The sequence below is a fragment of the Marinobacter sp. LV10R520-4 genome (assembly GCF_002563815.1).
Classification (GTDB): Bacteria; Pseudomonadota; Gammaproteobacteria; order Pseudomonadales; family Oleiphilaceae; genus Marinobacter.
On the sequence record NZ_PDJM01000001.1, the window covers coordinates 3,529,152 to 3,555,722 of the forward strand.

Here is a 26,571-nt window from a genome sequence, read left to right on the forward strand (position 1 = left end):
CTTAAGGCGACTGGTTTTCCGGTTACCGGTTGGCCGATAGCCCTTCGCAGGCGCTCGCCCAGAGCGCAAGCTCACTCATCAGGCGTTGCCCGGCGCCATCAAATGCAACAATCACATCGTCTAGGCTATTGCTGGCGGCGCTGGTTTTAATATCGAAGACCTGCGAGCACGCCGTTCTACGACTGCGATTTTCCATGATTTCGCTGTATAGGCGGATGACCACATCGCTTTGATTAGCGCCGGGTTGGCTTTGAAACGCCAGCAATTCGGTGACCATGGTCAGATCAGCTTCGGCCGGGCTAACGTCAGTAATTACCCGCTCAAAACCCTGACTTCTGCGCAATGCCGCAGTCATCGCATCGCGCATGATAACGGGCGCTGTGTCGCGCCAGCGCACGCCACCGTATATGCGAAATTCTGTAGCCTCGGGTTTTGCGAGAATGCGGGTGCTGTTGATGGGTTCAGAGGCCACCGGTGTGTCCACACGCAGACTAAAAGGCTGCTGGTCTCCAGCGCGGCCCAAGGTTAAAGGTGCGGGCGCGAAATCCATTACCCGTGGCGTCTCTGGAACCGGAAAAATGGTGCAGCCGGTCATCACCAGCGCGAACAGGGTGGCCGATACAAAACTCTTCGAATAGCGAATCATTGTGGCAATTCCTTGATAGTGTCTGCGCCCCAGAGTATTCCTGCCGGGTTCTCGTCCAGGCGGCGGGTAAAGCGGTTCAGGTTATTGAGTGTGTCACGTAATTCCCGCAGCGCCGGTGCCAGCTCGCCCATGCCCTGCAGCCCTGCATCCAGTGCGCCGGCGTTGGTGGAGGTGAGGGTGTCCAGCCTTTGCATAACGGCGTCAAAATTACCCAGGGCGCGGTCCATCGAGCGCAGCGCCGAGCGGCCTTCATTGCGCAACAGCGTATCGGCCGTGCCGGACACGTCGGCTATTTGGGCAGCGGCCTGGCTGGCAGTCGCGCTCGCCTGATTCAGATTTGCAAACAGCTCGTCCAGAGCGGCGCTTTTGCGCACCAGCGTTTCACTGGCCTCACGGGTATTGTTCAGAATGGCAGACACCTGCTCAATATTGTCAGCCGAAAATAACTGGTTGGCGTTACGGAGTAGTTGGTCGGCTTTATTCATGAGCATCTGACTGTTATCCAGCAGGCCGCTAAGCGCGGAGCGCTGGGCGTCAATAATCGGGGGATTCTTGCGGCTACCGATTAACAGCGGGCTGTTCTGGCTGCCGCCGCTAAACTCGATGCTCATGCTGCCGGTGATGTTCGCCAGTACCAGGCTGGCCCGGGTGTCTTCATGCATCGGGATAGTTTCATCGACGCGCACCAGTACCCGCACTTCCCCTGGATTTTTCCGTACCAAACGCAGAGACACAACGTCGCCCACGTTAACGCCGTTGTACAGAACCGGATTGCCTTCAGAGAGTCCACTGACGGTGTAGTCAAACGCCACCTCATACCAGGCCCACACCCGCTCGTTACTGGTTTTTCCGAGCCACAATGCGAACACCAGAGCGGCGGCGGCCGTGACGATCGTAAACATTCCAATCAGGAAGTGATGGGCCCGGGGTTCCATTATGATAACTCCTGCTGGGAATGGGGCACGTGTGATGCCTGGTTGGTTTGAACCGCATAGCTGGCGGCTCGGCCCCGTGGTCCAAGGAAATACTCCTGAATCCACGGGTCGGGATTTTCGACAACTTTCTGCAAACGGTCGGCCACCAGAACTTTTTTCTGCGACAGTACCGCCACCCGGTCACAACTGTTGTAGAGCGTATCCAGGTCATGGGTCACCAGAAACACGGTTAAACCCAGTGCATCACGCAGGGTAACAATCAGTTGGTCGAAGGCGCCTGCGCCGATTGGGTCTAGTCCGGCGGTTGGCTCGTCCAGAAACAGAATTTCCGGATCCAAAGCCAAGGCTCTTGCCAGCGCCGCGCGCTTGATCATGCCGCCGGATAACTCCGACGGATACTGGGTAGCCGCTTTTACTGACAAACCGGTCAGTGCCAGTTTCATGCGGGCAAGATGCTCGGCTTCCGATCGCGGCAGTTTACGATGCTCGATCAGGGGCAGGGCAATGTTTTCCTGAAGATTGAGTGAGGTAAACAGCGCGCCTTTCTGAAACAGAACACCAAAGCGCTGTTCGGTAAGCGAGCGTTGGCGAGAAGACAGCGCCAACAAATCTTTGCCAAACACCCGAATGTCTCCGCCTGACGGCTTGACTAACCCAACGATGCTGCGCATCAAAATCGACTTGCCGGTTCCAGATCCGCCGACCACTCCGAGGATTTCACCGCGAAACAGGTCCAAATCAAGCTGTTGGTGAACCACGTGACTGCCAAAGCGGTTTTCCAGGTTTCGCACCTGGATAATTGGAGCCTGGGATCTGTTTTCTTCATCCACTGTTTGAGTCATCTACCAGCCCATCTCCATAAAAAACAGCGCAGCGATGGAGTCGAACAGAATAACCATAAAAATCGACTGTACTACGCTGGATGTTGTGTGTACGCCTACCGACTGGGCGCTGCCGCTGACTTTGAAACCCTCAAGACAAGCCACAGCTGCAATTAGAAAAGCGAATATGGGTGCCTTGGACAAGCCCACCAAAAAGTGCTTCAACGCGACATCCTGCGACACAATCGATATGAATTGTGTTGGAGTAATGTCCAGCGTCACCGCACACACCAGGGCGCCACCCACCATGCCGGATATCATCCCCACAAATGTCAGCAACGGCAGGCTCACCATCATTGCAAGCACCCGCGGTAACACAAGCAGTTCGATGGGGCTGAGGCCCAGCGTGCGCAGCGCGTCCACCTCCTCATTCACTTTCATGGCGCCAATCTGGGCGGTGAAGGAGCTGGCTGTTCGGCCAGCCAGCAGAATAGCCGCCAATAAAACGCCAAATTCCCGCAGGAACGAAAACGCCACCAGGTTAACGGTGTAAATGGTGGCGCCAAAATCGGCCAGTACCGTGGCCCCGAGGAAAGCGACAACGGCACCCACCAGAAAGGTGAGCAGGGCCACAATGGGTACCGCATTCAGCCCGGTGTCTTGAACCGCAGCTACAAAAGCCGTCATGCGCCAGCGCCGTGGGTGCAGTGTTGTCCACGCCAGGGCTGCAATAATCTGGCCGATAAAGCCAATAAGGGTAACAACGAGCTGGTACAACTGTTCGACCCAGGCGCCTATATCGCGCAACATACCAGACAGCGTAAAGCCGGGTGGGGCTGGCAGTGGCTGTTGACCGGCCATGGCAGTTGCGACCGCACTCAAAAGCGCGGCGGTTTCGCGACTAATCGCTTGCGGGTTATCCGCTAGCCATTGCTCCAGTTTATGGGCCCCAATGAGTTCGGCCAGCAGTGACGCACCGGCGGTGTCTATGCGCCCCAACGTTTGCAGGTTCAGTGTTTGATAGCGGTCGGAGTCTTGGCCAGCTGCGGTAACGGATGAGTAGAGGGCGTGGTAGTAGGGCAGGGTCCAGTCGCCGCAGGCGCTTATTTGGTCACCGTCGATCAGCAGTTCGCCAGCGGCGCTCTGGCCAGGTTGTGAGTAATCCGACATGTCAGCACGGGTCACGTTGTTGCCAAACTCCCAGGATAATAACTAATGGATAGCAGCTTAAAGACTCCAGACCTTATCCGCCAGTACCTGGCGGTCTTCCGCATCGTGGCTGGCCAGTATCATCGCCACACCGTCGCGTTTTTGTTCCAGCAACAGGCCGTGCAAAATATGACGGGCGTCTGGATCAAGCCCGGTCAGGGGTTCGTCCAATAGTAACAGGGGCTGGCCGCGCAGCAGTGCTCGCAGCAAGGCCACCCGCTGACGCTGACCGCCGGACAGTTGCGCCGGGCGGCGCTTGCCCATGCCGGCCAGACCCACGCGCTCTAAAGCAGCGGCGATGGTTTGCTTCTGTGTGCCTGACAGCTTTAATCCCGGATGAAGGCCAAGGCCGATGTTATCTGCAACGTTCAGGTGCTCAAACAGATTGTGCTCCTGAAACACACTGGTGATCGGGCGCTCCCAAGGTGGCAATGGCGTCAATTCCTGCTGGCGCCAGCGAATAGAGCCGCCACTTGCTTGCAGGAACCCGGCAAGCAGATTGAGCAGGGTGGATTTGCCAGAACCACTGACGTCATGAATAGCAAGGCATTCGCCGGGTGCCAGCGTAAAATCAAACTGCCACTTTGGCCCATGTTGGTCGGGTGAAGTCGGGTAGTGAAAACCTAGACCGGAAACATCAAGCATGGCGAATGTCCATAACGGATAGGTTCTGCGGTCGGGCGAATGGGCGTAAGCGGGCGGCGCGGGTAAGAACATGAGCCAGGCTGAATATCATCAACAACAGTAGAATAAGCCAAAGCCCAGTAGCCGCTGCTGCAACCAGTTGATAGCTGCCGAGCTGCTGGTACAGCAGCACCGGAAGCGTGGGTGCACCAGGCGAGCCAAACAGCGCAATCACCCCAAAATCGCCGAGAGAGAGGCCGACCCCGTAGGCCAGCGCCAACGCTAATGGCCGCTTGAGCCGCGGCCAGTGCAACCAGCGCCAGCGATACCAGCCCAGAATGCCCAGCTGGTCAGCTTGCTGCCGGCTTGACTGGTCCAGGCTCGCCAGCGGCCCGCGGACCAACTGCAGAATAAAGGGCAGCGCCATCATGGCGTTTATCAGCACTACCAGAAGCATTCCCTGGCCGGCTGCGCCCAGGCTTGGGCGAAACAGCAGAAACAGACCGGTTCCCAATACCAGTGGAGGCACTATTAATGGCAGGTAGCCGGCGCTGTGAGTGACCGTTTTTGCCTTGGGGAATTGCCCGGCCGCAACAATGGCCAGAGTGGCGATGACCGCCAACAGGCCTGCGGGCAGGGCAATCACCAGGCTTTTCACAGTGGCTTGGAATAGCGCTGTTTGTGGATCAAGCATGGGCAGCGTGGCCAGCCCAGGATAACCGCGGACGGCAATAGCCAGCAGCGGTAGCAGCAGGAAAACGGCGAAGGCCAGTATCAGTGTAGCGTCGAAAAATCGTGCGCCTCCGCGATTATCGCGTCGCGGCGGTGGTTGGCTGAAGCGTCGTTCCGACAACACACTGGTGTGCTCACCCATGCCCAGAACCAGCCACCACAGGCTCCCACAAATACCCAGCTGCACCAGTGCCAGCAAAGCGGCGCGGCCAAAATCGAACTCAAAACGCAGGGCCTGGTAAATGGCCACTTCCAATGTGGTTGAACCTGGCCCGCCGCCCAACGTCATTACAATGGCAAAACTGGTAAAGCACAGGGTAAACACCAGCGCCAGCAACCCGGGCAACACCGGCTTCATGGCCGGCCAGTCCAGAACCCGCCACAGCATAAAACCGCGCAGGCCCATTTGGCTAGCCAGGCGCTTTTGGCCTTGCGGTGTCGCCTCCAAAGCTTGAAGTAGAATGCGCGCAATCAGCGGGGCGTTAAAAAACACATGGGCCAAAACAATGCCGTTCAAGCCGTACAAGTTCCACTGCAGCGCCGGTGCAAAGTCACTCACAATCCCAGTGAGCCAACCCTGGCGGCCGTAAACGTTAACCAAACCAGAGACCACCACAATGGTGGGCATCACCAGGCTGAGCTCCATCAGCCGAAGCAGCAGGCCGCGGCCGGGAAACCGGGGTTGCCGCGCCAGCGCCCGGGCAACGGGAATGGCCAGCAGCGTGCTGATAAGCACGGACAGCAGCGCCTGCCAAACGGTAAAACTAACCACATTGCGCAGGTAACGGCTGTGCCAGAGTTCTGCCGGGTTTAGCGCCGGTGCTTGCCATAGTAGGGCGCCCACGCCTGTGGCCGTCAGCGTGATTATGGCCAGGGCGATCAGCAGGCCGGGTGCCAACTGCCAGCCGGGGTGGCTCAGGGGCGCGCGATGGGTTTTATAAAAGCTCAGCGGATTTTGCATTAGCCAGCTCCGCTAGCGTGTCATGGCTTCCAGCCACTCATCGACCCATTCGCGACGATGTTGTGCCACCTCGGCCGGATCAAAAAACAGAGTGCGGGACGGCTGTATCAAACGGTTAAAAACATCGGGCAATTCGGCGCCCAGATCAATAGCCGGGTACATAACGTTCTTCAGCGGAATATGGCGTTGAAAGTCGGCGCTCAACATGAAGTCCAAAAACTCCCTTGCCAGCGCTTTATGTGGTGAACTGGCGACCACCGCCGCTACTTCTACTTGCAGGTAGTGCCCCTCGCTGAACGCCGCTGCCTGATAGCGCTCGGTCTTGTCGATGGCCATGTGGTAAGCCGGTGAGGTGCTGTAAGACAAAATCATTGGCGCTTCACCGTTCATAAACAATGAAAAATAGCCGTCACTCCAGCTCTTTGTGGTGGTCAGGATTTTTTTCTGCAACTGTTCCCACTTGGCCCCGGCATCGTCGCCGTAAACGTGGCGCATCCAAAGCAAAAGGCCAAGGCCAGGTGTACTAGTGCGCGGGTCCTGAATAATGATCTTCAAATCATCCGGTGCCGCAATCAGCTCAGCCAGATTTGTTGGCGGGTTGGCCAACTGCTCGGTGTCGTAAACAAACGCGAAGTGGCCCCAGTCGTAGGGTACGAATAATGGGTCTTGCCAGAGGATAGGCAGATTGAGAGCGTCCAGGTTTACATTGTGCGGCGCCAATAGCCCAGTGGCGCGAGCCAGTTCCATGGTGCCGGTGTCTAGGCCCAACACCAGGTCGGCTGAGCTGCTGGTACCTTCTAGCCTCAGTCGCTGTAGAATGTCTCCGCCGCTGTCGAGCACCACATAATTAAGTTGGCAGTCACAGCGCTGCTCAAACGCCGTTTTTACCGCCGGCCCCGGCCCCCATTCCGCTGCGAACGAGGGGTGGGTGTATACCGTTAAATCTGGGTTTTCGGTAGCGCTGGATAAACTGGTAAAAATGAGGATAAAGAGCCCTAAAACTGTCTGGGTTTTAGCAGGGAGTAGGGCAGTCTGACTCTTTTGAACAACGCGTTGGAACAGCGAATACGGCATGGTGGTTAAACCTCAAAATCCGGTTTTGGGGCACCATACGCGGTTTTCGGCCGATTAAAGCTCAATTCCTTCGCCGGCATTATCCGGGGCAGGTTCCGCGGGTATGGTCTCAGCCTGTTGGAGGCACCCCGTTGAGATGGGTGAGTATAACAGCCTAAGCCTTATAAGGACGACACCGCAGATCGACAAAACTATACCAACATGCAAAGACAAGCTTACCGTCTTGACGCAGCATAGGAGATCATATCAAACACGGTGGTATACCAAGGTTTCGTGAAAATATTTAACCAACGCATCCACTGCGCAAACCCCACCAACCGGAACAGAACCGCGTGATATTGGGAATTTATCAGGTTGTAGCTGTACTTGAGTAGTTGTTCAATACAAAATCGGATGATGACTTAAAATTTTCCCTGAAGCTACGTCTCAGCCTCAAAAATCTGGAATTGACCAGGGCTCGCGCGATGATTCACAACCGGCAAGACTCTCTGGAGCGGGCTCTTCAGCTGTTCTGGCAAAAGGGCTTTCATGCCACCTCGTTGAAGGATCTGGAGAAAGCACTCGATATGCGACCGGGTAGTATCTATGCCACTTTTGGCAGCAAAGATGGGCTTTTTCAGGAGTCCTTGGAGCGTTATGCCCGCTTGGGGCTGGCCGAGTTTGAGCGCACTTTGAACGCTTACCCATCACCATTGGCTGGGTTGGCCGCCTGGCGCAAGGCCGAAGATTTGTTGGCAGGCATGGAAGAACGCTTTATTGATCGTTTTGATGCGGCACAGCAGATCGGGGAACTGGATGCCCGGCTTGATCCCGTTCGCCTTGGGCGGCGCTTGCAGGCAGAAGTAATGGGGTTACGCGCTTTCGCCCAACGTGACGTCAACAGTGCGACTGTTCATGCTCTTGCTGAAGATATGGCACTGTCCCTGGAAGCTCTGCGTAAGGACGGTGTTACAGATAAACGCTAATATTTATCGCGTATTTGCCTGCTCTTGTTGCCTTAGGGCAGGGAGCAGGCTTCTTCAAGGCAGACTGTTTAGTCGATCGTTTTAGGTGCCAGTTTTTCTTGAGTTTTCAAATCAAAATCCGAGGCATCATGCCGCTCGTGCAGTTGCTCTGAAAGCTCACCCCAAGTGCGGTTGACTTTGCGGCCACGTTTGACAGCGGGGCGTTCAAAGATCTCTTGTGCCCAGCGGCGCAGGTTCTTGTAGCTTTCGACCTGCAGGAATTCACCCGCACCATAGGCCTCTCCCAGCACCAAATTGCCATACCATGGCCAAGTGGCTATGTCGGCAATGGAATACTCGTCTCCGCCGAGAAAACGGTGCTCGGCTAGCTCCCGGTCAAGCACGTCCAGTTGGCGTTTCACTTCCATCGTGAAGCGATTGATCGGGTATTCTAACTTCTCGGGTGCATAGGCGTAGAAGTGCCCGAATCCGCCGCCCAGATAGGGCGCTGAACCTTGCAGCCAGAACAGCCAGTTCAGTACTTCGGTGCGTGCAGCCGTGTCCTTTGGAAGAAAGTGCCCGAACGTCTCAGCCAGATAAAAAAGGATCGCACCGCTTTCAAAAACTCGGCTGCCGCTCTCCGTATCAAACAGAGCCGGGATTTTCGAGTTTGGATTTACGTCGACAAAGCCGGATGAAAACTGGTCGCCTTCGCCAATCTGGATCAGGTGAGCATCGTATTCGGCCCCGGTTTCACCGATGGACAGCAGCTCTTCGGCCATGATGGTGACCTTCTGGCCATTGGGTGTTCCCATCGAATAAATCTGCAAAGGGTGCTTTCCACGCGGCAGCGTCACCTCATGTGTCGCGCCGGCTATGGGGCGGTTAACACTGGCCCACGTTCCGCCGCTTTCGGCGTCCCAGGTCCAAACCTGTGGTGGTGCATATTGATGGCTGTTCGACATGATCCTGACCCTCTTTTAGAAATAAATAAAGCATTTAATAGAGCAGCGACACGTCAGGGCGGGAAACGAGAACCGCCTCCGACTTGCTGGGCATATTAGTCAGCCTTGTGCCACTCAAACTTCTGGAACGGCTTGTCTATCGGCGTGTCGGCAAGGTGATTTGTGTAGTTGCTCATCACCTTCTGTGCGGTGCCAAGAATGACCTCAAGAATCTGGCGCTTGGTGAATCCGGCCTCCAGAAATGCTGCCACGGCGCTGTCATCCACGTTGCCGCGGCCGCGCACAACGGCGAGGGTGAAGTCGCGCAGGGTTTCCAGCCGGTCTGTCGGTAACGGTGTTTCGTTACGCAGAGCGTCAGTGATGCCGTCATCAACGTTCATGCTCTTGGCGATGCCGGTGTGTGCGGGCACGCAGTAATGGCAAGCATGTTCGACGTTGATGGTTTGCCACACCACGGTGGTTTCTTCGTCGTCGAAACTGCTATCCAGAAAGAGCTGATGAAGCCGCTGATAACCTTCAAGTAAGCCTGGTGCTTCAGCCATAACCGCGTGAAGGCTTGGAATCATACCGAAAGCTTTGATGGAGTTGTCGAGTAAATTCTGGCTTTCTTGTGGGGCGCTTTCTTTGTCATGAAGAGTAAAGTTGGTCATGGAATGACTCCTTGCCTAAAAAGTAAAAGTGATGCGATTTACATCGAGTTAAACGTTGCCGCCAAATTTGAGTGATCGATCAAATTTAGGCGTTAACTTTTCAAAGTAGGTTTAACAGGAATAACACTAACTGAACTTGAGTGATCGTTCAATATTAATTTGAGCGATTACTCAAATTGCAGGGACGTATCGCCATCACAGTATTTTTAGAGCAAAAAATCTCTAACCAAATTCCTAGCCTTGTAAGCTTGCCATTACCTTAGCTTTCGAGGCCCTTTCGCGTTCGGCATAAAGGGATAGCTCATCGGTTACCTGAGCACCAAGAGCCTCTTCAAAGGCATCACGGTTCGCGCCCCCAAGGTTTGACTGGGAAATACCCGCCTCACTTACTGGAAAAAATCTTCATAGGTATTGGTTGCGCTTCAATCAGCCCTTACGCAATCAAGGCTTCCGTATCTTTGTCGGTGCAGTCCTTAGCGGCTTGCCTAACTTCGGTCAGATAATAGTGGAATAGGATCTGATGGCGACTATTGAGGGGTATTTGCCGGTGTCTGAACAATAATGCGCCCCTACAGGCAATGGATGTCGGGGCCTGCAGAGGTTTATGTCTTTTTTAGAGGGGAAATTCCTAGGACCCCATTTAGCAGTGCCTCGATCTCCGCACCAGGATCATAATTCTGGCGTACAGGGCGGTTAGCAGTGTGGGCATTGATCACATCTTTAATCGGTTCACCGATTGTTGAGTCATTCAGCACAGGAAATTCATTTTTTAATTTATTGCTGATCTGACCTTCATTGCGCTCGACTGAGCGCATAATCCGATCTATATGTTCATCCGGCCCTTCTAAGAAGTCCTTCACCTTATCCCGAGCTTCGATATATGAATGATGCGACTGAATCTGATGGCGCATCTCGTATTCAATCGTTTCGTGAATAACGTGGAAAAGGTATTCAGATTGCTCCGTGAGATCAGGATAGCGCCAGGCCGGGCGCAGGGTGTCATTGCCGGAAAACTCGAAATCCGACACCACACCATCTGGGTAGGCGGTCCGACTTCCGAATCGGATATCGTTGGCTGTTTTCGCCATCATCGGGCGGGAATAGGCTTCAAGAATCTTGTCGTAGCGGGTGCGACTGACTGTGCTTTTGGTGATAGTGGAGGATATCGGCAAAAGCAAAGGCGCCGGTATTGCGGAATCCCGGCGAAGGGTGTCGTTGATCAGAAAGCGAGAAATCCGCCCATTTCCATCTGCCATAGGGTGAATGAAAACAAAGCCGAAACTGGCTACCGCCGCCCGAATGACTGGGTTCACGTTCCGGGTTTTTTCCATGAACGTTTGCAGACCCTTGAGCATAGGTTCCACATCGTTGGCATCAGGGGCGACGTAGTGAACATAGGAGCCCATCTCCTGAGTTCCTGAGCCAACAAAGACCGGAGACTGGCGAAGCCCATGGCGAATGGTGCTAGTGCCAAGAATGCTGTCTTGAATTTCGGTTAACGCTCCGATGGAAAGGGGGGCTTCGATCTGCCCGCAATATCGGCCCATCGCCAAGGCGAAGCGGTGAATCTTGCTCTTCTGATCGCCCTCATGCTCGATCGCAAAGCTGGCTCGACTCTCACGGATGGTTAGCCAAACCGCGCTTCTGGTCATCAAATCGGTACCGTAGTCGTCCTCAATATTTTGAAGCCGCTCGGCTAAATTATAGTCGTCGATGAGGTCAAGCAGTTCTGTTCGACGGATTATCGGGCAGAAGTAGGGCGTGCCCGGGAGGTTGTCATTGATCCGCCAGCGTGAGTTTTTAATGGGTATGTCAGCGGCAACTACCTGATTCGGGTCAAGCAGGTTGCGATAGTTACCGGACATTTCCGGCGCCTGCAGAATGTTGCCGGTCAGCCATTCGTATAGAAAACCGGCTTTGCGAGTGTATTGCCCGGTTGGCTCAGAGGCGATCCAGTCTATCAATGCCTGCTTGTCAAAGCTTTTGAACGCGTGACTGAGTAGCTCTAAGTGAATGCCCTCATGTTTAAGGGCGAACGCCAGGTGAGCCAAAGGAATGTCGTCGGGCTTAGAATTAGGCCGGTAGGTTTCATAGCGAACGCCGTCCTGGAAGCTGGTCTTCCGGTCACGGCCAATCTGGCTGAGAATTGACAATTTCTGGGTTACCGGTAGATTGAAATGCTCTCGTAACCATGCATAGCCTGCCCAGGAACTCATGCCGCTCACCTTGTCGTTTGACCTGTGATTTCCGTTATTTCGTTTATCCTACTGCATTACTGATTATATTGTGCTGTAAAACCGTCTTTTTTCTACAATAATCTGGGTTGCCCGGAAGATACAAATTGATATCCCATTGCCTTGTAGCCTTTCTCGCGCTTTTGGAACATCCGCTCTAGCATTGGCAGGCCAGTATCCAAGTAGTCATACACGGTGACTTCCTGCTTGCCATCGGCTTCCCGGTGGATCCTGCAGGCATATTGCGCCAGCGTTCCTTTCCAGGCGATTGGCAGGGCCAAAAACAGAGTGTCTAGCCGTGGCAAATCAAAACCTTCTCCGATGTATTTTCCTGTTGCAACGATAACCTGAGCTTCATGTAACCGCGCCTCTGCATCCCGGCGCTCTCTGACGCGCATTCCTCCACGCAGCACAACCGACGGTATGGATTCAGCGTCCAGCATTGTCGCCAACCTCTCAGCATGCTCTCGCCGCTCCGTCAGCAGAAGACAGTTTGCCCGGTTGCGGGCACAGCCTGCGACATCCTGAACAATATCCTGATTCCGGGCGGGGCTCTGGGAGAGCCAACGGTAAACCGATGCTATATGGGGCCGCCCACTCGACTGATAAATGTCGGTGGGTGGACTTTCATGACGCTCCCGAACGATGACGCGTTGGACAAACCTGGAGCTGTGTTCCGCCCGAACTTTGTGACGAACGGGTCCCGCAACCATGAGCATGATTTTTTGGTGCCCATCCTGACGGTCAGGTGTTGCTGTCAAGCCGACGACGTAACGGGCGCTGACTTCATTAAGGAGCATTTCGTAACGGGGAGCGGAAATATGGTGGCATTCGTCTATGATGACCTGCCCATATTCCCGGACCAGGCTTGAGACAGTATTGTCTTTCTTGTTGATCAGGCTCTGGTAGGTGGCAACATCGATCTGACCGGTAGGTTTCTTTTTCCCACCGCCAATCACACCCACGGCTGCACCTTCAATGAAGGTTTCCAGGCGCTCCTTCCATTGGTCTAGTAACTGACGACTGTGAGTCAGGATCAATGTGTTGACCCCACGCTTGGCTACAATGGCAATTGCCGTTACGGTTTTACCGAAGGCGGTTGGGGCGTGGAGTATTCCGGTATCGTGATTGGTAAGCGCCTTCACAGCCTTTTTTTGATCCTCGCGCAGGGTTGCTTTCAGACTGGCGCCACCCAGCGACTGACCCGGAATCCTGCGGTCATCGATCTCTATCGTTATCCTCTGATCCAGCAGCAATGCTTGTAACTCATCAAAGCAGCCTCTCGGTACCGATAGATAACCTTGCTCAATCCGGGCACAGGATATGTACCGAGGAATACCATGAGTAGAGAAACGAAGTGCCTGTGTTTTGAAAAACACTGGATTGGCGAAGCTGGCCATGCGCTTTATTCGAGTAGCCAATGTCCCCGGTATTTCGGACAACTTCATATAAATGTGGTTTGCTAAAATGAGAGTGATGCGTTCAGGGCATCCTGTAATGATACCTGCCTCTACCGGTAACGATTGCTCCCATGGCAACGAAACCTCTGCTGTAAGATCAGAATCAGGCCCCTTACCGACCATCTCTCGAAGCTGGGCCGATGAAAGGGTCTTCTGCCGACTGAGCAGCGCCCATTGATCTGGATACGGAGTTAATTCATCGTCGACGAACACAGTACACCCGCGATTTCGCGCCTCGTGTTGAAGCGGAAGGGCAATCAGATTGCCAAACCCACCATCGGGCATCGTGTCCTGGTTGGGGAACAACCGGTCATAGGAATCGAAGGACAAGCCTGGATAGAGCTCCATGGCTTTATCCAGCAACTTGAACCCCAGAACTCTCGCAGACCAGGCCGAAACGGCTTCCGAAAAGAAGATCCATAAATGGGCACCAGCACCGGATCGAGACACCTCGACGAGATAAGGAATAGCTTCACCACGACAGGTCTCGGCCAACGCACGAACGTCTGCTTTCCAGTTGTCCTTATCAAAATCCACTGCCAGGAGGTAACAGGAGTTGTCCGATAGTAAAGGATATAGCCCAGCGACATGCTTACCAGAAAGGTGGTCGTACAAGGCACTGAAATCCAGAGGCTTGAATTTTCTGTGCGGACATTCTCCGCACTTGATCCTGGGTTTCTGACAAATTCTGGGGGCCCATTCGTTCTCACAGGCCACAGCATAGCCGGAGCGGCCACCGGAACCCTGCCAGCGAATTGCATAGACATCCTGTCTACCGCGAAAGAGCTTCCGGAACGATTCGATTTTTTGATCGGGGGTTAGGTGCGATAACGTGGATCGGCTCGCAGCTTGCCGAAGCTCTTTCTTTCGGGAAAGGAGGGCGGCCTTTTCCTTCTCAAGCTTAGACAACCTAAGTTCAATGGCTGCGAGCTCTTCATCTACTCGGATACGTGACTCCTACTCAGTGAATCCGTCAAGCATGGTGATTGACTGTTCTGAGGTCATTTCTAATCCTGCCGCTACTTGGCTGATCCTATCAGATTTAGTCTCACGATCATCAAATCAAATAACGAATTGTCTCATTGGTAACCCAGCAACATGTCTGTTATAGAAACTTTCAAACACTGGGTCGCCAGAGTCCCGAGAGGCAAAAAATTTACCAGCAGCCTGTTCCTGAAACTGGATCCGTCTTGAGAGCGCCCGTTCGGCTTCGGCCAGGGTAGGTAGGTTTACACTACTTGAATACCCTGGATGACGAATATGTGCTCAACCCCCAGGTGGGTGTGACCCGGCCCCCGGGCACCGGGTCAGTGGCGCCACAGCAATCCTCAACCAACAGGCAATCAAAGCCACGGTCGTTGCCCTCACGCATGGTGGTATGAACACAGACGTCCATGGTAATGCCGGTCAAGATAATATTACGGATTCCGCGTACCAGAATCTTGTCCAACGGGCTCTGGTTGCCGATACCGGGGCAAACCTGTTTGCCCCTCCAACGCTTGTTGAAGGGCAGATCCACCAGTTCGGGCCGGTGGCCTTCGCGAGTGTGGATGATATGCATATGCGGAATGGTCCGAACCGCCTCCAGAACACTGCGGATCGGCGGAATCGTGGCCCGGGCTTAGCCTTGTAAGCTTGCCAACACCCTAGCTTTCGAGGCATTTTCGCGTTCGGCATAAAGGGATAGCTCATCGGTTACCTGAGCACCCAGAGCCTTTTCAAAAGCATCACGATTTGCGCTACCTGAGTAGGCCTCACTTTTCGCGCCCCCAAGGTTTGACTGAAAAATGCCCGCCGCGCTTACCGGCAAAAAGTCTTCATAGGTAATTGGCTGAGCTTCAACCAGCCCTTGCGCAATCAAGGCTTCCGTATCTTGATCGACAACGCCCTTGGCAGCTTGCCCGGTGTCAGTTAGATAATAATGAAAGTAGGCCAACCCCTCACGACGCATCGCCTGATCACTGTCGGGAAACGCCGTAAAGACGCTGTTCATGACCGTTTGGTGCGCATCGTTATCCAGCCTTATCGCTTGTTCGCGGCCTTCATCAAGAAGCTGGTCATAAAGCGCGCGTCCTTTTGGCGTAAGCGCCGCACCACGCTGCTCAACTTCACCAAAGCGAGCAGTGTGGGTACCCTGGGCGTCACCGGCAAAGCGGATCGACTCCTCCAGCGCTTTAAAGCTCGTTTGCCGAAGCAAAATGGGCCATGCACGACGTGGTGGCCCTTCGATCACTGCTTTCGGATTCATTCCCACATCAGGCATGCGGCGTTGAACTTCATCGATATCTAAAGTGCGCGGCGTCAGGTGATTGATGTGCGGCCCACGAAAGCAGACGACGTCGGCAATCAAACGGTGTTCGTCACATAGCGCATGATAGGTCTCTAAATCGACCGTGGCGTTCTGGTGCCAGCGGAATGTTTCCAGGGCTTCCTTTACAAATTGGTCCGCTTCCTCGCTGGATAGCTCACCTTTTGACTCATGGCATTCGATCAGTTCACGTACTTTGGATGTAAAAATATCGCGCGTCGCTAAAATGGCTGTTGCACCCTGGCGGAGCGCCTCATTTTCAATTAACTCCAGGCGCAGTAGGGAGGTGAAAACACGGAACGGATTTTTTGCCAGCGCATTATCGTTGATGGGCCTGAAAGCGGTTGAGTGAACCGGCACGCCCGCTTCGGAAAGATCGTAATAACCGACAGGATGCATTCCCATAACGGCAAACAAGCGTCGCAACGTAGAGAGCTCATCCGCTGTGCCCACACGAATTGCTCCATGGCGCTCTACCGTAAGGCGTGCCAGTTCACCCTGCGCTTCCAGCCGGCGGTAAAGCTCAGGTTGCTGGCTAAGCGTCTCCTGGTTTACGCGTTCCACGAGCTCAAGCAGCGTTCCGTACTGAGGAACTTCCGCTTGATACATAGCCGACATGGCCTTAGAGAAACGGTCGCGAACATCATCGGTTGAGGGAAGTGTTTTTTGGTTCATTTCATCATTTTGCGCGAGATACCCCGTCCTTCAGGTCGGGGAGGGATAGCGCGTCGTGCCTCAGCGCGACTCGTTTTCCCTGTCTCCCTCCTCCTTTCGTTGGTTGGGTTGGATGTGATAGCCGTAGCCATCCGCTCGTTGGGTTAATGTGCAATGCCGATATGAGACGCCTTGTATGGCACCGCCCGATGTCTGGATGTTGAAACTGCCGGTCTTGCGAACGGCAACCCTGCCTAGCCAGGTGCCAGCTTTCGTGCCTGTCGGCACAATGGCTCGCACCATGTCGCCAGTCTGAAACCCCTGTACTTGCTTCTGGCGCATCAGATAGCCGCGGGGGAAGCCGTGCTTTGTTAAGCGTGTGCGCTTATAGCTGCCGCGCCCGGTGGCTTTGATCGCCAAGGTTGGAACGTCCCAACCCTCTACGATCTCGACTTCTCCGACGCAAGCCGCATCCAGCGCGTGTGTCTTAGGAATGTTCAGTCGCCGACGATTGAACTTGGTGCGGCCGCCGGTACCTACTTCAACCGGCAGGCCCGTCTGCTTCAGTGCCTGATGCAATGCCCACCGGGTTGAGTTGACCGCTGAAGCGTCTCTTAAGGGCTTTTTGCACTGTTTGAGGATGCGATCCAGCCTGGCCTGGTGGTTTTTCAGCCGCTTGGACGATGCAAAGAAATCAGCAAGTGGCTGCCTGCCTTTCTCCTGATTGCATGGCCGGCACGCCAATGTCAGGTTGCTGATCCGGTTCGAGCCACCGTTGGCTTTTGGGTCGATATGCTCAATTTGAAGAGGGGTGTCTTTACCGGTGCAGTAAGCGCATTCGCGGCCCCACTTCTCCAGAAGGTATTCGCGGACCTCGTAGCCGAGCAAGGTGCCCTGCTGGTACTCGACACCGCTGACTTCCGGGTTTTCCATCTTTTGCGTATCAAACCGAACCAGTTCCTGGCTGATAGATTCAACCGGCACCAAAGATCGAAGCCGATTCACCAAGCTTTTCGTGGTATCCACCCGGTGTTGCAGGCTCGGGGCCAGCCAGCCCCTGGGCTTGGTTCGATTCAGGAATCTGGGTGCCCGGTACCTGAGCTGGCTGCGACGACGCCGGCGAAACGCCCGACGTTGCTCCAGAGACTTGCTGATCTGGCGACCGCGATGAGCCAACTCCATTAACGCCAGAACGTGTTGCTTCTGGCCGCTTTCTCGAACCACTGCAATCCCGCTGGTTTTGCTGCCGGGATCGATCTTGATACGGACCGGCTGTGTGATGCCACCGGCACGGTCTTTCAGCCGGATCGTAAACGGATACGCACGCACCACCACGGCTCGCCTACGGCCGAGCAGAAGCCGCGCGCGCTTTTCGGTGCACGGCATCCGTGGTTGCTTGCGTCTATCCAGTACGAAGACCGACATCGTTTTCCTTTCAATGAATGCCCTTACGGGCCTTGTGACGGAGGCCGAAGCCTCTCTCCCCTCGGGAATGTCTACCACCGGCTCCCGCTTGCGCGGCAACTGAAACCTTCGGTGCTTTACCTTTCGCCAGCGTGACCCCAGTCTTCCAGAGCGCCGAACTGAGGAAGCATTCGGCGGTGGGTCTTAGCGACCTGTGATAAACGTAGCGGGTTGGTGTCCGCTTTCCCTGGTCAACCTGGCTTGCAGGGTGTTCTCTACAAGCCCCGTCCTTCAGGGCGGGGTAGTTGACCGCTCGATATTGAACAGTGTTGAGTTGAGGATGTTATACCTGCTTCCGTCGGGCTACCAGTCCGTTCCTTAACGCTTCCCAATAACAACAGGTAAATAACTGAACCCGCCGGTTGGGAAAACTGCGCGTTCAGGCAGCTCATTGGGCGCGAATTCCAGGGTATCGATACCGCGAAGAAATTCCTCAATCAGAATTCTGAGTTCCATCCTGGCCAGAGGTGCACCAGGGCAAATATGAATACCTGCACCATAAAGCAGATTCTGGCCACGGTTCTTCTCGGGACAAAAAACATCCGGATCGCCGAATACTTCCTCGTCACGATTGGCGGATGCCCACAGAACGGTGACTTTCTCGCCAGCAGGAATCTTTCTGGTACCCATCTTTACTTCCCGTGTTGTTATCCGGCGATTGGATATTAACGGTGCGTCGATGCGCAGTATTTCATCGATCGCATCCTCTACTTTGTAGGTTTCTTTGGTCAGGCTTTCTTTTAAGTCAGGGTGTTCAGCCAGATAATTCAGCAGAATCGATACGCTTGAGCTGATGGTACCGAGTTCACCAACTGTCCAGTTTCGCATCAGGCTGGTGAGCTCTTCATCGGTTAAGGGTCGACCATTAACGGTTTCTTCCATCAGTAACCTGGTGACGTCCCTTGGCGCGTTCGCTCCGGCTTGCCGCCGGGTCTCCAGTAGTTCATGAATATAGCCATCAAATTCTTGGGCAACATCAGCCATGGCCTTGCGGTCTCGGGCGAGTGTGGCCTGATGGTTCTTCAAGACCCACTCACGAAGTGGTTCATGGAGGGAGTCGGGCCATCCCATAAAAGCGCACTGTATTTGTAACGCAAAGGCTCTGCTGAACCGTTCGACAATATCAAACTCTTCACCACTAGGCAGGCTGTTTACAAGATTACGAGCTATGTTCCGACAGGTGGGCTCAAACTCGCTCATCGCCTGTTCTGAAAAATAGGGTTCGATCACCTGGCGATAGTGGGTGTGTTCGGGCGGGTCCATGCCATTCGGCACAGAAAGATGGCTGGACGACACGCTGCTAAACGTTTGGTGATCTTCCAGCGCCTGCATAACATCGCTATGCCTGAATAATGTCCAGTGTTGGTAGTTACTCCAGGCGACCGGGCACTGTGTACGCATGGTGTCGTAGGCGCGTATCTGGTCTTTTAAAACCTTACCTGCACGGGGGTTCCAGTCTGGTTCGCGGGGCCTGTTGACCATTGAAAATCCTCGTAAGAAAAACGGTTTTCAGGCTAACAGATGGCCAAATAGTCTTCTTAAAGATTAATCAATTAGTGCTAGATTCAATAACCTGAACCAGCCACCAACGTCTGCCAGCGGTCCGGACTTGATCTAGAACACGTGACACCATAGCTCAGCCATCTCGGTAGCGTTATCGTGCGATGGGTGTTCGTTGCCTCCCCAGAACGTGTTAATACAGCACTTTTAAGGCTGCAATTATTTGTACACGTGTCTGTATTTATCTACTAATATTTATCTGATATAAATCAAATAGGACGGTTTATGACGCCTACTATTGCCATTCTGCTGATCATTACCTTCGTGCTCTCAACGGTTGGTTTGCTGTTGTTGATCTGGTCTATTGCCAACAATCAGTTCAGCCATGGCCAGGAGGCCGCACGCAGTATTTTCTCGCCGGGCGAGGAGGGCCACAGTGAGGACCCTGCACGCCCTGCCGACCCGTCGTTCACGGGAGAAAACACAGCTCAGGCCGCCGCGATCAAAGCACGCTGGACCGCCGATCAATCTTCCCGAACGGCCGTGCTTACGTGGCTGAGCTCGTCCATTTTCTGGTTGGTGTTAGGCTCGTTTTTCGGCTTGGTGTCGTCCATCAAAATGCATCTCCCCGAATTTCTGGCGGCCAGTGAGTTTTTAACCTTCGGCCGGATACGCCCTGCTCACCTAAACGCAGTTACATACGGTTGGGCGTCAATGGCAGGCATTGGTGTGGCGTTATTTCTGATTCCCCGGTTATTTAAGACATCGTTGGCAGGCGGAAAATACGCTGTTCTGGGTGCTGTTATCTGGAATATTGGTCTGATTTTGGGTGTGGCGGCCATCATCCTAGGCTTATCCGATGGCAAGGAGTGGCTTGAGTTCCCATGGCAAATCGACATCCTGTTCGTTGTGGGGGGTGCCCTGTGCGCCATACCGTTGCTTTTAACTGCGGCCAACCGCCAGGTCGAACATCTTTACGTTACCAGCTGGTACTTAATGGCGGCGCTGGTGTGGTTTCCGATTCTGTTTCTAATCGCCAACTTGCCTTTTACTTTTCCCGGCGCATCCGGCGCCACCGTTAACTGGTGGTTTGCCCATAATGTTCTCGGGCTTTGGGTAACTCCCATAGGCATTGGTATCGCCTACTACATGATTCCAAAAATTCTTGGTCGACCGATCATTTCCTATCAGTTATCACTCATTGGTTTCTGGTCTTTAGCTTTGTTTTACAGCCAAGTGGGCATTCACCACATTATTGGAGGCCCCATACCGACCTGGCTGGTGACTCTGTCAATCGTTCACAGCGTGATGATGTCGATACCGGTTATTACCGTCGCCATCAACCACCACGGGACTATGATGGGCAACTTTGGGCGTCTTAAAGATTCGCCGACACTTCGATTTGTGTGGATCGGCGCTCTCATGTACACGGTGGCTTCGCTTCAGGGGTCTATGGAAGCACTGCGCAGCATTAATGTAATCACTCACTTTACCCACTACACGATTGCCCACGCGCACCTGGGTATGTATGCCTTCCTGAGCTTCATTCTTTTTGGTGCGGTTTATTTCATCATGCCCCGCCTGACCAACTGGGAGTGGCCATGGCGCAGGCTGATCAGTCTGCACTTCTGGCTGGTGAGCGTCGGCATCGTGATTTATGTGGTGTCGTTGAGCATTGCTGGCTGGAAGCAGGGTATGGCTTTGCTCGATGCGGCTATGCCGTTCATGGACATTGTTCGAATGACAATGCCGGCACTTCAGGCCCGCACGGTAGGTGGCGCTCTGATGACGCTTGGGCACCTGGTGTTTGCGTTCCATTTTGTTGCGATGCTGATGCATCGTGGAATTGGCAATCAGCAACCAACACTCTTTCGTTCTGCTATTAAGGAGGTCACTCAATGAAAGGTGCTCTTGCAATTATGGTCGGTGCGGCCCTTATTTTATTGTTGGCCATGCTTACCCTGGTGGTTATGCCGTATCTGCAAATGTCGGCAGAACAGGTTCCGCCTGATCTCAAGCCTTATACTGAAACGCAGCAGCGCGGTCGGCAGTTGTACATAGCGAACGGCTGTATTTACTGCCATAGCCAGCAACCGCGGGATCCGGGTTTTGCTCCCGGAGACAGAGATCGGGGCTGGGGGCGCCCTTCCGTACCCGGGGACTACGCTTACGATCAGCCCCACCTGCTTGGCACCATGCGCACCGGACCTGATCTGTTCAATGTCGGCGCACGGCTGCCCAGCATAGACTGGCAACTGCTGCACCTTTACAACCCCAGAGTGGTCCACAAAGACAGCATTATGCCGTCGTATCCTTTTTTGTTTCGCCATGTGGATGAGGCTGAGGCGGGTGATAAAGTCGTTTACCTACCGGCGTCTTTTGGTCCTGAATCCGGGCAGATTGTTGCTACCGACGATGCGCTGGCACTCGCCGAGTATCTGCTTGCCCTTGACCATACTTATCCGGCACCTACCTTGCCGAAAGCCGATAACTCCAAGGAGTAACGAGCGCTATGAACGAGCATGATCATCGCGCCCAAAACCGGGAATCTGCTGAACCGGAAGAGGGCACTCGCGCCGCTCCAAAAGTTGTATTCGTCTGGATTGCCATCCTGATTGTCTGGGGCGTTGGCTACTACGCCTGGCAGATTGGCAAGCCATTGCTGGGTGGTGACAGCCGCACACCCGTTATAACCGAGCATCAGGAATCCAGGCCGGCAGACGGCGCAAGCGCTGATAGCGCTATGGAATCTAATAATGTTGCAAACGCTGACAGCGCTGAAGTCCCGGTAAACCCGACTGCGCCGAACACAGATAAATCAGACGCTTCGAATTCGGGCTCGTCACGCGCGTCGGATCAAGAAATGTCAAACACTGCGAACTCAGAAGGTCCGGCCTCTGACAGCCTCACAGCAAGCGCAAAACCGGATGGCGCGGCCATTTTTAGCGCCCAGTGCAGCGCCTGCCATCAGGCAAGCGGACAGGGCATACCGGGCGCCTTTCCACCCTTAGCTGGAAGCGAATGGATGTTGGCCGACGCAGCCATTCCTGTCGCTATCGTCCATGATGGTCTGCAGGGGAAAATTGAAGTTGCAGGCAATCAGTTCCAGGGTGTTATGCCCAAGTTTGGCGGCCAACTTTCCGATGCGGAACTGGCGGCTGTATTGAGTTATGCACGCAGCCAATGGGGCAATGACGCGAGCGCGATCAGCCCGGGCGCGGTCACCGAACATAGAGAACGTTTCGGTGACCGTAAGGAATGGTCAGCAGAAGAGCTAACGAAGGTTTTCGGGAAACCCTGAGATGGCCGCCGATAACGTAAACACAGCACAGGAATCTCTGGACCGGGACCCCAGACACAGGGACCCCGAGCATTACAAAACCGGGCACCAGGAAATCTTGATGGTTGAGGGGATGCGCTGTGGCAGTTGTGCCATTGCCGTAGAAGCTCTGTTAAAAAAGCAACCGGGCGTTCGTGATGCGGCGGTTAATTTTGCAGCCGACGTCGCCATGATTTGCTGGGACAGGGAGAAGCCCCGGCTTGCCAACCTTCAGCAGGCCGTCGCCCGATTGGGTTATCGCCTGCACGATTCGGTTGACCCTGAACGGAGCAAGTTCCAGGCAGAGTCCGTGCGCAAGCACCTCCAAAGACGACTGGCGGTGGCGGTTGTCTTCGGCATGTGGAGCATGATGCCGGCTCTGTTGATTTATCTGGCACCGTTCGGAGCGGCAGAGCCGGAGGTTCTGTGGCCGCTCGCTTTGGCTAGCGGTCTGTTCGCGGTGCCCGTTGTAATTTACTCCGGATCTCACTTCTACCGCGTTGGCTGGCGCACGCTGATTGCCGGCGCACCGGGCCTCGACAGTTTGATTTTTCTGGCGGTTTTTTCGGCTTGTATCATCTCAACCTGGCAGCTCTTTTCCGGCAGCCACCATGTGTACTTCGATGCGGCCGTTATGCTGATCACTTTCCAGCTGATCGCAAGACTGCTGGATACCAGCGTACGCCGGCGTGCCTCGGAGATCATTCGACGCTACCTTCAAGATGTGCCCGAGCTAGTGACCGTAAAAGCTTCTGACGGCAAGCTCGAAACTCGCCTGGCCAAGGATGTTAGCGCTGGCGAACGCATTTTTCTCCAGGCCGGTGACCAGTTGGCATTGGACGGAAACGTTTTCCGGGGGCATGGTCAGGCCGACCTGTCCATGCTGACGGGAGAGCACCTGCCGCAATCGCTCGGGCCAGGGGATGAGCTGCTTGCAGGCTGCCAATTGGTTGAAGGTGAGCTCGAACTAACCGTAACCGCCATTATTGGCCAACGCCGGATCGACCGCTTATCGCGGTCCATCAGCGCTCTGCTCAGCCGCAAAACCACCTTGCAGCGACTGACCGACCGGATTGCCCGAATCCTGCTGCCGGTCATCGTGACTGCGGCCGCCCTGGCCGTGGGTTTGGCTTTTTTTCAAGGCGTTTCTGCCCCGGAAGCGGCAGCCCGTGGCTTGGCCGTCATGATCATAAGTTGCCCCTGTGCCCTTAGTCTCGCCATTCCGCTGGTGATCACCATGGGCCACGCCAATATGGTCAGCCGCGGCATCGTTTTGCGGGATCCCGCTGCACTGGAGGCTGCAGCAAAGGTTGGGGCCATCGTCTTCGACAAGACCGGCACTCTGACCACCGGTGTGCCCAGCGTGAACACGATCACGCCGGCCGGACAATGGACCGAGAGCAGTCTGTTGCAACTCGCACGAGACATTCTCAGAGAGTCGACGCACCCGGTCGCTAAGGGGCTTGCGGCGGATACAGAATTTGGGCTTGTAGCGGCCTCCGACGGCACGCGTGAAAGTATTGCAGGCGCGGGCACGCGCTGGACTAACGGCATGAATACCGCTTTGGCCGGGCAAGCGAACTGGCTCTGCAAACAAGGTGTTAAGGTACCATCAACCGAAGACACCGGAATGAGCGTCTACCTGGCCTGCAACGGAATCTATGCCGGTAAAATCGGTTTTAAAGAAACACTCAGGCCGGAGACTGCGTCTACTATCCATCAGCTGACACGCCAGGGTTTTACCATTTACTTGCTCAGCGGCGATACGCGCAACGCATGCCTTGAGCTGGCCGAACGCCTTGGTATTTCATCCAAACATGTGCTTTCCGGCTATTCACCCGAACAGAAGCACCGTTTTATCGAAACCATCGAGGAGCAGGCTAATGTGGTATTCGTAGGTGACGGCCTCAACGATGGCCTTGCCCTCGCGGGCGCCAGGCTTGGTATTGCTGTAGGTGATGCCTCGTCCGTCGCCGGTGCAGCAGCGGCCGTTTACCTGACCGAGAGCATCGCCAAAGTGCCTGCCACTCTACAGCTCGCGCGACGAGCCCGAAAGCTTATGCACCAGAACCTGTTCTGGGCAGTAGGTTATAACGCTGTCGTGATCCCACTAGCCGTAATCGGCTGGGTCCAGCCCGTTATTGCGGCCATTGCCATGTCACTCAGCAGCGTGTGTGTTCTGCTTAACAGCTTGCGTATGCAGAAGGAGGTGTCTGGCGATGATCCGAACAGTAAGGCCTCAGCCGTTCAGTAGGCCGTCCGATTGCAGATTTTTTATGTTAAAAACCTGTCACGCACTTCTTTTTTCGGCATCATGCACGTCGCTCGTTTGCCAAATAATGTGTAACGGTTCCGGGCAAGAATCCTGTAAAAATAATCCCGAACAACAGCAGGTACGATTTTAAAGGCTCCGAACTTGACATCCTCCCCGCCCTGAAGGACGGGGATTCCTACTGCGCTCAGGCGTGGCATTGAGCCATCCCTGAGTCGCTTCGGTGGGTTCCTGTTGCTGACGGCATTACCGCACCGTTCACTTCACAGGCTAACCGGGCATGACCTGCCCTTAGAATATTGATGGCGGCGTTGAGGTCTGCATTTTCAGCATACCCACATTCGACACAGTCGAATTGCGATTGAGTCTTGCAATTCTCTGCACAAATATGACCGCAGGCCGGATTTGGCTTTTACGCTTCGCCTTGGTGCCTCAAGTGTGCCGCTTGCTGACTTGCTCATATTCGTGACGTTCAGATCTTCGATGACGACCACCGCGTGGTTTTTGCTGATGATGTTCGAGGTCTTGTGGAGAAAGTCATTGCGGGTATGAGCAACCCGTTGATGCAACTGGGTGATACGGGCCTTTGCCTTTTTCCAATTGCTGCTGAACTTGACCTTGCGGCTCATGCGTCGCTGATACTTTGCCATCTTCGCAGCGCGGGTACGCAGCGCATTGACCGGCTCGAACATCGTGCCGTCAGAGAGCGTCGCGAATAGCGTGATGCCCGCATCGAGGCCGACTATCGACGTTGATGGATGTATTGGCTGCCCAACTTCGCGCTCGGTCTGAATGCTGGCGTACCACTTGCCAGCCACACAGGAAACGGTGATGTTCTTTGCCAGTCCGAGGATGCCACGGCTCTTGCGGTAGCGAATCCAGCCTAGCTTTGGGAGTCGAATACGTCGATTGGCTTCGTCAATCTCGAAACCTTGCGGAAAGCGAAAGCTGTCTGACGACCTACCTTTTTTCTTGAATTGTGGAAAATCGGCACGCTTCTCAAAGAAGTTCTTGTACGCAGCGGCCAGGTCTTTTGTGACTTGTTGTAGTGTTTGTGAGGGAGAGTCGCACAAGTACGAGAATTCCTGCTTCCACGCTGGCAGCCAATTATTCATGCCAAAGCTGTTGGTGAATTTTTCACCGGCCGTATGTAGCCCTTGCTGACGATTCAAAGCCAAATTCCAAATCTTGCGAGCATTACCCGCGTACTGACGCATGGCGCGGATTTGCTCACCGTTTGGCTCAATCTGAAATTTGAATGCTTGAAGGCGTTTCATAGCTCAATTATGGTTGGTCCATGGAAAAAAACAATGATATTAGGCACGGGCGGTATTGCGTTTTTAGGATGCACGTTCATTTGGTATTTGTGACGAAATATCGTCGCGGCGTGTTCACGGCTGAGATTATTGATGACCTGCGCGGTATCTTCTTTGAACAGCAGCAAACGCCGGAATGAGAATTTTGCTCACGAGAGGGACACCTGCGGTGTCCGCGCTATTCATCCCCGGCCTGAAGGCCGAGGTTTTCCGCGCATTCCGATAAACCAGAAACCGTCAAGGTCTTTTGTTATCTCAAGCGCAGCGTTGGTGCGTAAGAAGGATTGTCCATTTTTTATCAGAACAAAAGAGTCATAACCTACTTCAGGAACTTGATGCTTTAATAAAAGGTCCTGAGCTATTTTGCTCTGCGTTGGAGTAAATTTAAAAACGGCTTTAGAGTCTCGTTTAATGATGAAATTTACCGCTCCGTTGCAGAAGTTGCATATTCCATCAAAAATAACGATCTGATTATCCTCCATA

Annotated in this window: 20 protein-coding genes, 3 pseudogenes and 1 riboswitch; of the genes and pseudogenes, 6 read left to right on the forward strand and 17 right to left on the reverse strand. The window is 54.3% G+C overall.

Annotation, left to right across the window (positions count from 1 at the left end):
* Positions 1-22 precede the first annotated feature (22 nt).
* From ATG98_RS17125 to thiB, 7 genes are read right to left on the reverse strand one after another with little or no spacing between them, the layout of a single operon-like run.
* Complete coding sequence (locus ATG98_RS17125; RefSeq protein WP_098423923.1) at positions 23-646, reverse strand: ABC-type transport auxiliary lipoprotein family protein; 624 nt, start codon at positions 644-646, stop codon at positions 23-25.
* A complete protein-coding gene (locus ATG98_RS17130; protein WP_098418307.1) occupies positions 643-1,581 on the reverse strand; it encodes an MlaD family protein in 939 nt (312 codons plus the stop codon). Before ATG98_RS17130 ends, ATG98_RS17125 begins: the two co-directional genes overlap by 4 nt.
* Positions 1,581-2,423 carry an ABC transporter ATP-binding protein gene (locus tag ATG98_RS17135; protein ID WP_098423924.1) on the reverse strand — a complete coding sequence of 281 codons (843 nt, stop codon included), beginning with the start codon at positions 2,421-2,423 and terminating at the stop codon, positions 1,581-1,583. Before ATG98_RS17135 ends, ATG98_RS17130 begins: the two co-directional genes overlap by 1 nt.
* Positions 2,424-3,572 carry an MlaE family ABC transporter permease gene (locus ATG98_RS17140; protein ID WP_416376604.1) on the reverse strand — a complete coding sequence of 383 codons (1,149 nt, stop codon included), beginning with the start codon at positions 3,570-3,572 and terminating at the stop codon, positions 2,424-2,426.
* Between the two features lie 57 nt (positions 3,573-3,629).
* A complete protein-coding gene (locus ATG98_RS17145; protein WP_098423926.1) occupies positions 3,630-4,256 on the reverse strand; it encodes an ATP-binding cassette domain-containing protein in 627 nt (208 codons plus the stop codon).
* A complete protein-coding gene (gene thiP / locus ATG98_RS17150) occupies positions 4,249-5,928 on the reverse strand; it encodes a thiamine/thiamine pyrophosphate ABC transporter permease (RefSeq protein ID WP_098423927.1) in 1,680 nt (559 codons plus the stop codon). Before thiP ends, ATG98_RS17145 begins: the two co-directional genes overlap by 8 nt.
* A 12-nt stretch (positions 5,929-5,940) precedes the next feature.
* A complete protein-coding gene (gene thiB / locus ATG98_RS17155; protein ID WP_218925887.1) occupies positions 5,941-7,002 on the reverse strand; it encodes a thiamine ABC transporter substrate binding subunit in 1,062 nt (353 codons plus the stop codon).
* A 48-nt stretch (positions 7,003-7,050) separates the two neighbouring features.
* Positions 7,051-7,143, reverse strand: a riboswitch (TPP riboswitch).
* Between the two features lie 323 nt (positions 7,144-7,466).
* On the opposite strand from thiB, the gene ATG98_RS17160 reads away from it, so the two are divergent.
* The gene (locus ATG98_RS17160) at positions 7,467-7,967 is read left to right on the forward strand and encodes a TetR/AcrR family transcriptional regulator (RefSeq protein WP_098421633.1); all 501 of its coding nucleotides are present in this window, start codon (positions 7,467-7,469) and stop codon (positions 7,965-7,967) included.
* Positions 7,968-8,035: 68 nt separating this feature from the next.
* Here ATG98_RS17160 and yghU read toward each other — a convergent pair whose 3' ends face one another.
* The 8 genes and pseudogenes from yghU to ATG98_RS17205 form a co-directional block, all read right to left on the reverse strand.
* Positions 8,036-8,911, reverse strand: coding sequence for a glutathione-dependent disulfide-bond oxidoreductase (yghU, locus tag ATG98_RS17165; protein WP_098423928.1), 876 nt, complete (start codon positions 8,909-8,911; stop codon positions 8,036-8,038).
* Positions 8,912-9,006: 95 nt separating this feature from the next.
* Positions 9,007-9,561, reverse strand: a complete 555-nt coding sequence (locus ATG98_RS17170) for a carboxymuconolactone decarboxylase family protein (RefSeq protein WP_098423929.1) — start codon at positions 9,559-9,561, stop codon at positions 9,007-9,009.
* 602 nt (positions 9,562-10,163) lie between these two features.
* A complete protein-coding gene (locus ATG98_RS17180; RefSeq protein WP_098423930.1) occupies positions 10,164-11,777 on the reverse strand; it encodes a Fic family protein in 1,614 nt (537 codons plus the stop codon).
* 92 nt (positions 11,778-11,869) lie between these two features.
* The gene (locus tag ATG98_RS17185; protein WP_228706181.1) at positions 11,870-14,164 is read right to left on the reverse strand and encodes a TOTE conflict system archaeo-eukaryotic primase domain-containing protein; all 2,295 of its coding nucleotides are present in this window, start codon (positions 14,162-14,164) and stop codon (positions 11,870-11,872) included.
* A gap of 394 nt (positions 14,165-14,558) precedes the next feature.
* Positions 14,559-14,873: pseudogene (locus tag ATG98_RS17190) on the reverse strand (cysteine hydrolase family protein); the annotation flags it as partial.
* A 3-nt stretch (positions 14,874-14,876) separates the two neighbouring features.
* Positions 14,877-16,238, reverse strand: a complete 1,362-nt coding sequence (locus tag ATG98_RS17195) for a VOC family protein (protein WP_098423933.1) — start codon at positions 16,236-16,238, stop codon at positions 14,877-14,879.
* A gap of 60 nt (positions 16,239-16,298) precedes the next feature.
* Positions 16,299-17,642 carry an RNA-guided endonuclease IscB gene (gene iscB, locus ATG98_RS17200; protein ID WP_098423934.1) on the reverse strand — a complete coding sequence of 448 codons (1,344 nt, stop codon included), beginning with the start codon at positions 17,640-17,642 and terminating at the stop codon, positions 16,299-16,301.
* A gap of 357 nt (positions 17,643-17,999) precedes the next feature.
* On the reverse strand, positions 18,000-19,013 hold the full coding sequence (locus tag ATG98_RS17205) for a cytochrome P450 (protein WP_228706182.1): 1,014 nt from the start codon (positions 19,011-19,013) through the stop codon (positions 18,000-18,002).
* Between the two features lie 453 nt (positions 19,014-19,466).
* Here ATG98_RS17205 and ATG98_RS17210 point away from each other — a divergent pair, with 453 nt between their 5' ends.
* Genes ATG98_RS17210 through ATG98_RS17225 form a run of 4 tightly spaced genes read left to right on the forward strand, consistent with a single transcriptional unit; the run spans position 19,467 to position 24,754 of the window.
* Positions 19,467-21,083: a cbb3-type cytochrome c oxidase subunit I gene (locus tag ATG98_RS17210; RefSeq protein ID WP_098418319.1), complete on the forward strand. Its 1,617-nt coding sequence runs from the start codon at positions 19,467-19,469 to the stop codon at positions 21,081-21,083.
* Positions 21,080-21,685, forward strand: coding sequence for a cbb3-type cytochrome c oxidase subunit II (locus ATG98_RS17215; protein ID WP_098423935.1), 606 nt, complete (start codon positions 21,080-21,082; stop codon positions 21,683-21,685). Before ATG98_RS17210 ends, ATG98_RS17215 begins: the two co-directional genes overlap by 4 nt.
* A gap of 8 nt (positions 21,686-21,693) precedes the next feature.
* Positions 21,694-22,482, forward strand: a complete 789-nt coding sequence (locus tag ATG98_RS17220; protein ID WP_098423936.1) for a c-type cytochrome — start codon at positions 21,694-21,696, stop codon at positions 22,480-22,482.
* A gap of 1 nt (position 22,483) precedes the next feature.
* Positions 22,484-24,754: a heavy metal translocating P-type ATPase gene (locus ATG98_RS17225; RefSeq protein WP_098423937.1), complete on the forward strand. Its 2,271-nt coding sequence runs from the start codon at positions 22,484-22,486 to the stop codon at positions 24,752-24,754.
* Between the two features lie 205 nt (positions 24,755-24,959).
* Here the strand turns inward: ATG98_RS17225 and ATG98_RS17235 are convergent.
* Positions 24,960-26,049 (reverse strand): annotated as a pseudogene (locus ATG98_RS17235) (RNA-guided endonuclease InsQ/TnpB family protein).
* A gap of 20 nt (positions 26,050-26,069) precedes the next feature.
* Between ATG98_RS17235 and ATG98_RS17240 the strand changes: the two are divergent.
* Positions 26,070-26,201, forward strand: a pseudogene (locus ATG98_RS17240) (transposase); the annotation flags it as partial.
* Between the two features lie 69 nt (positions 26,202-26,270).
* Here ATG98_RS17240 and ATG98_RS17245 read toward each other — a convergent pair.
* On the reverse strand, positions 26,271-26,570 hold the full coding sequence (locus tag ATG98_RS17245) for a thiol-disulfide oxidoreductase DCC family protein (protein ID WP_098423939.1): 300 nt from the start codon (positions 26,568-26,570) through the stop codon (positions 26,271-26,273).
* Between the last annotated feature and the right edge of the window lies 1 nt (position 26,571).

Bases quoted from the DNA above. Each gene is read 5' to 3' on its own strand.
- ATG98_RS17145 (WP_098423926.1), bottom strand. From the start codon at position 4,256: ATGCTTGATGTTTCCGGTCTAGGTTTTCACTACCCGACTTCACCCGAC.
- ATG98_RS17170 (WP_098423929.1), bottom strand. From the start codon at position 9,561: ATGACCAACTTTACTCTTCATGACAAAGAAAGCGCCCCACAAGAAAGC.
- ATG98_RS17225 (WP_098423937.1), top strand. From the start codon at position 22,484: ATGGCCGCCGATAACGTAAACACAGCACAGGAATCTCTGGACCGGGAC.
- ATG98_RS17210 (WP_098418319.1), top strand. From the start codon at position 19,467: ATGACGCCTACTATTGCCATTCTGCTGATCATTACCTTCGTGCTCTCA.
- ATG98_RS17130 (WP_098418307.1), bottom strand. From the start codon at position 1,581: ATGGAACCCCGGGCCCATCACTTCCTGATTGGAATGTTTACGATCGTC.
- ATG98_RS17160 (WP_098421633.1), top strand. From the start codon at position 7,467: ATGATTCACAACCGGCAAGACTCTCTGGAGCGGGCTCTTCAGCTGTTC.
- ATG98_RS17125 (WP_098423923.1), bottom strand. From the start codon at position 646: ATGATTCGCTATTCGAAGAGTTTTGTATCGGCCACCCTGTTCGCGCTG.
- iscB (WP_098423934.1), bottom strand. From the start codon at position 17,642: ATGTCGGTCTTCGTACTGGATAGACGCAAGCAACCACGGATGCCGTGC.
- ATG98_RS17140 (WP_416376604.1), bottom strand. From the start codon at position 3,572: ATGTCGGATTACTCACAACCTGGCCAGAGCGCCGCTGGCGAACTGCTG.
- ATG98_RS17245 (WP_098423939.1), bottom strand. From the start codon at position 26,570: ATGGAGGATAATCAGATCGTTATTTTTGATGGAATATGCAACTTCTGC.
- yghU (WP_098423928.1), bottom strand. From the start codon at position 8,911: ATGTCGAACAGCCATCAATATGCACCACCACAGGTTTGGACCTGGGAC.
- ATG98_RS17135 (WP_098423924.1), bottom strand. From the start codon at position 2,423: ATGACTCAAACAGTGGATGAAGAAAACAGATCCCAGGCTCCAATTATC.
- thiP (WP_098423927.1), bottom strand. From the start codon at position 5,928: ATGCAAAATCCGCTGAGCTTTTATAAAACCCATCGCGCGCCCCTGAGC.
- thiB (WP_218925887.1), bottom strand. From the start codon at position 7,002: ATGCCGTATTCGCTGTTCCAACGCGTTGTTCAAAAGAGTCAGACTGCC.
- ATG98_RS17195 (WP_098423933.1), bottom strand. From the start codon at position 16,238: ATGAACCAAAAAACACTTCCCTCAACCGATGATGTTCGCGACCGTTTC.
- ATG98_RS17215 (WP_098423935.1), top strand. From the start codon at position 21,080: ATGAAAGGTGCTCTTGCAATTATGGTCGGTGCGGCCCTTATTTTATTG.
- ATG98_RS17180 (WP_098423930.1), bottom strand. From the start codon at position 11,777: ATGAGTTCCTGGGCAGGCTATGCATGGTTACGAGAGCATTTCAATCTA.
- ATG98_RS17220 (WP_098423936.1), top strand. From the start codon at position 21,694: ATGAACGAGCATGATCATCGCGCCCAAAACCGGGAATCTGCTGAACCG.
- ATG98_RS17205 (WP_228706182.1), bottom strand. From the start codon at position 19,013: ATGCAGGCGCTGGAAGATCACCAAACGTTTAGCAGCGTGTCGTCCAGC.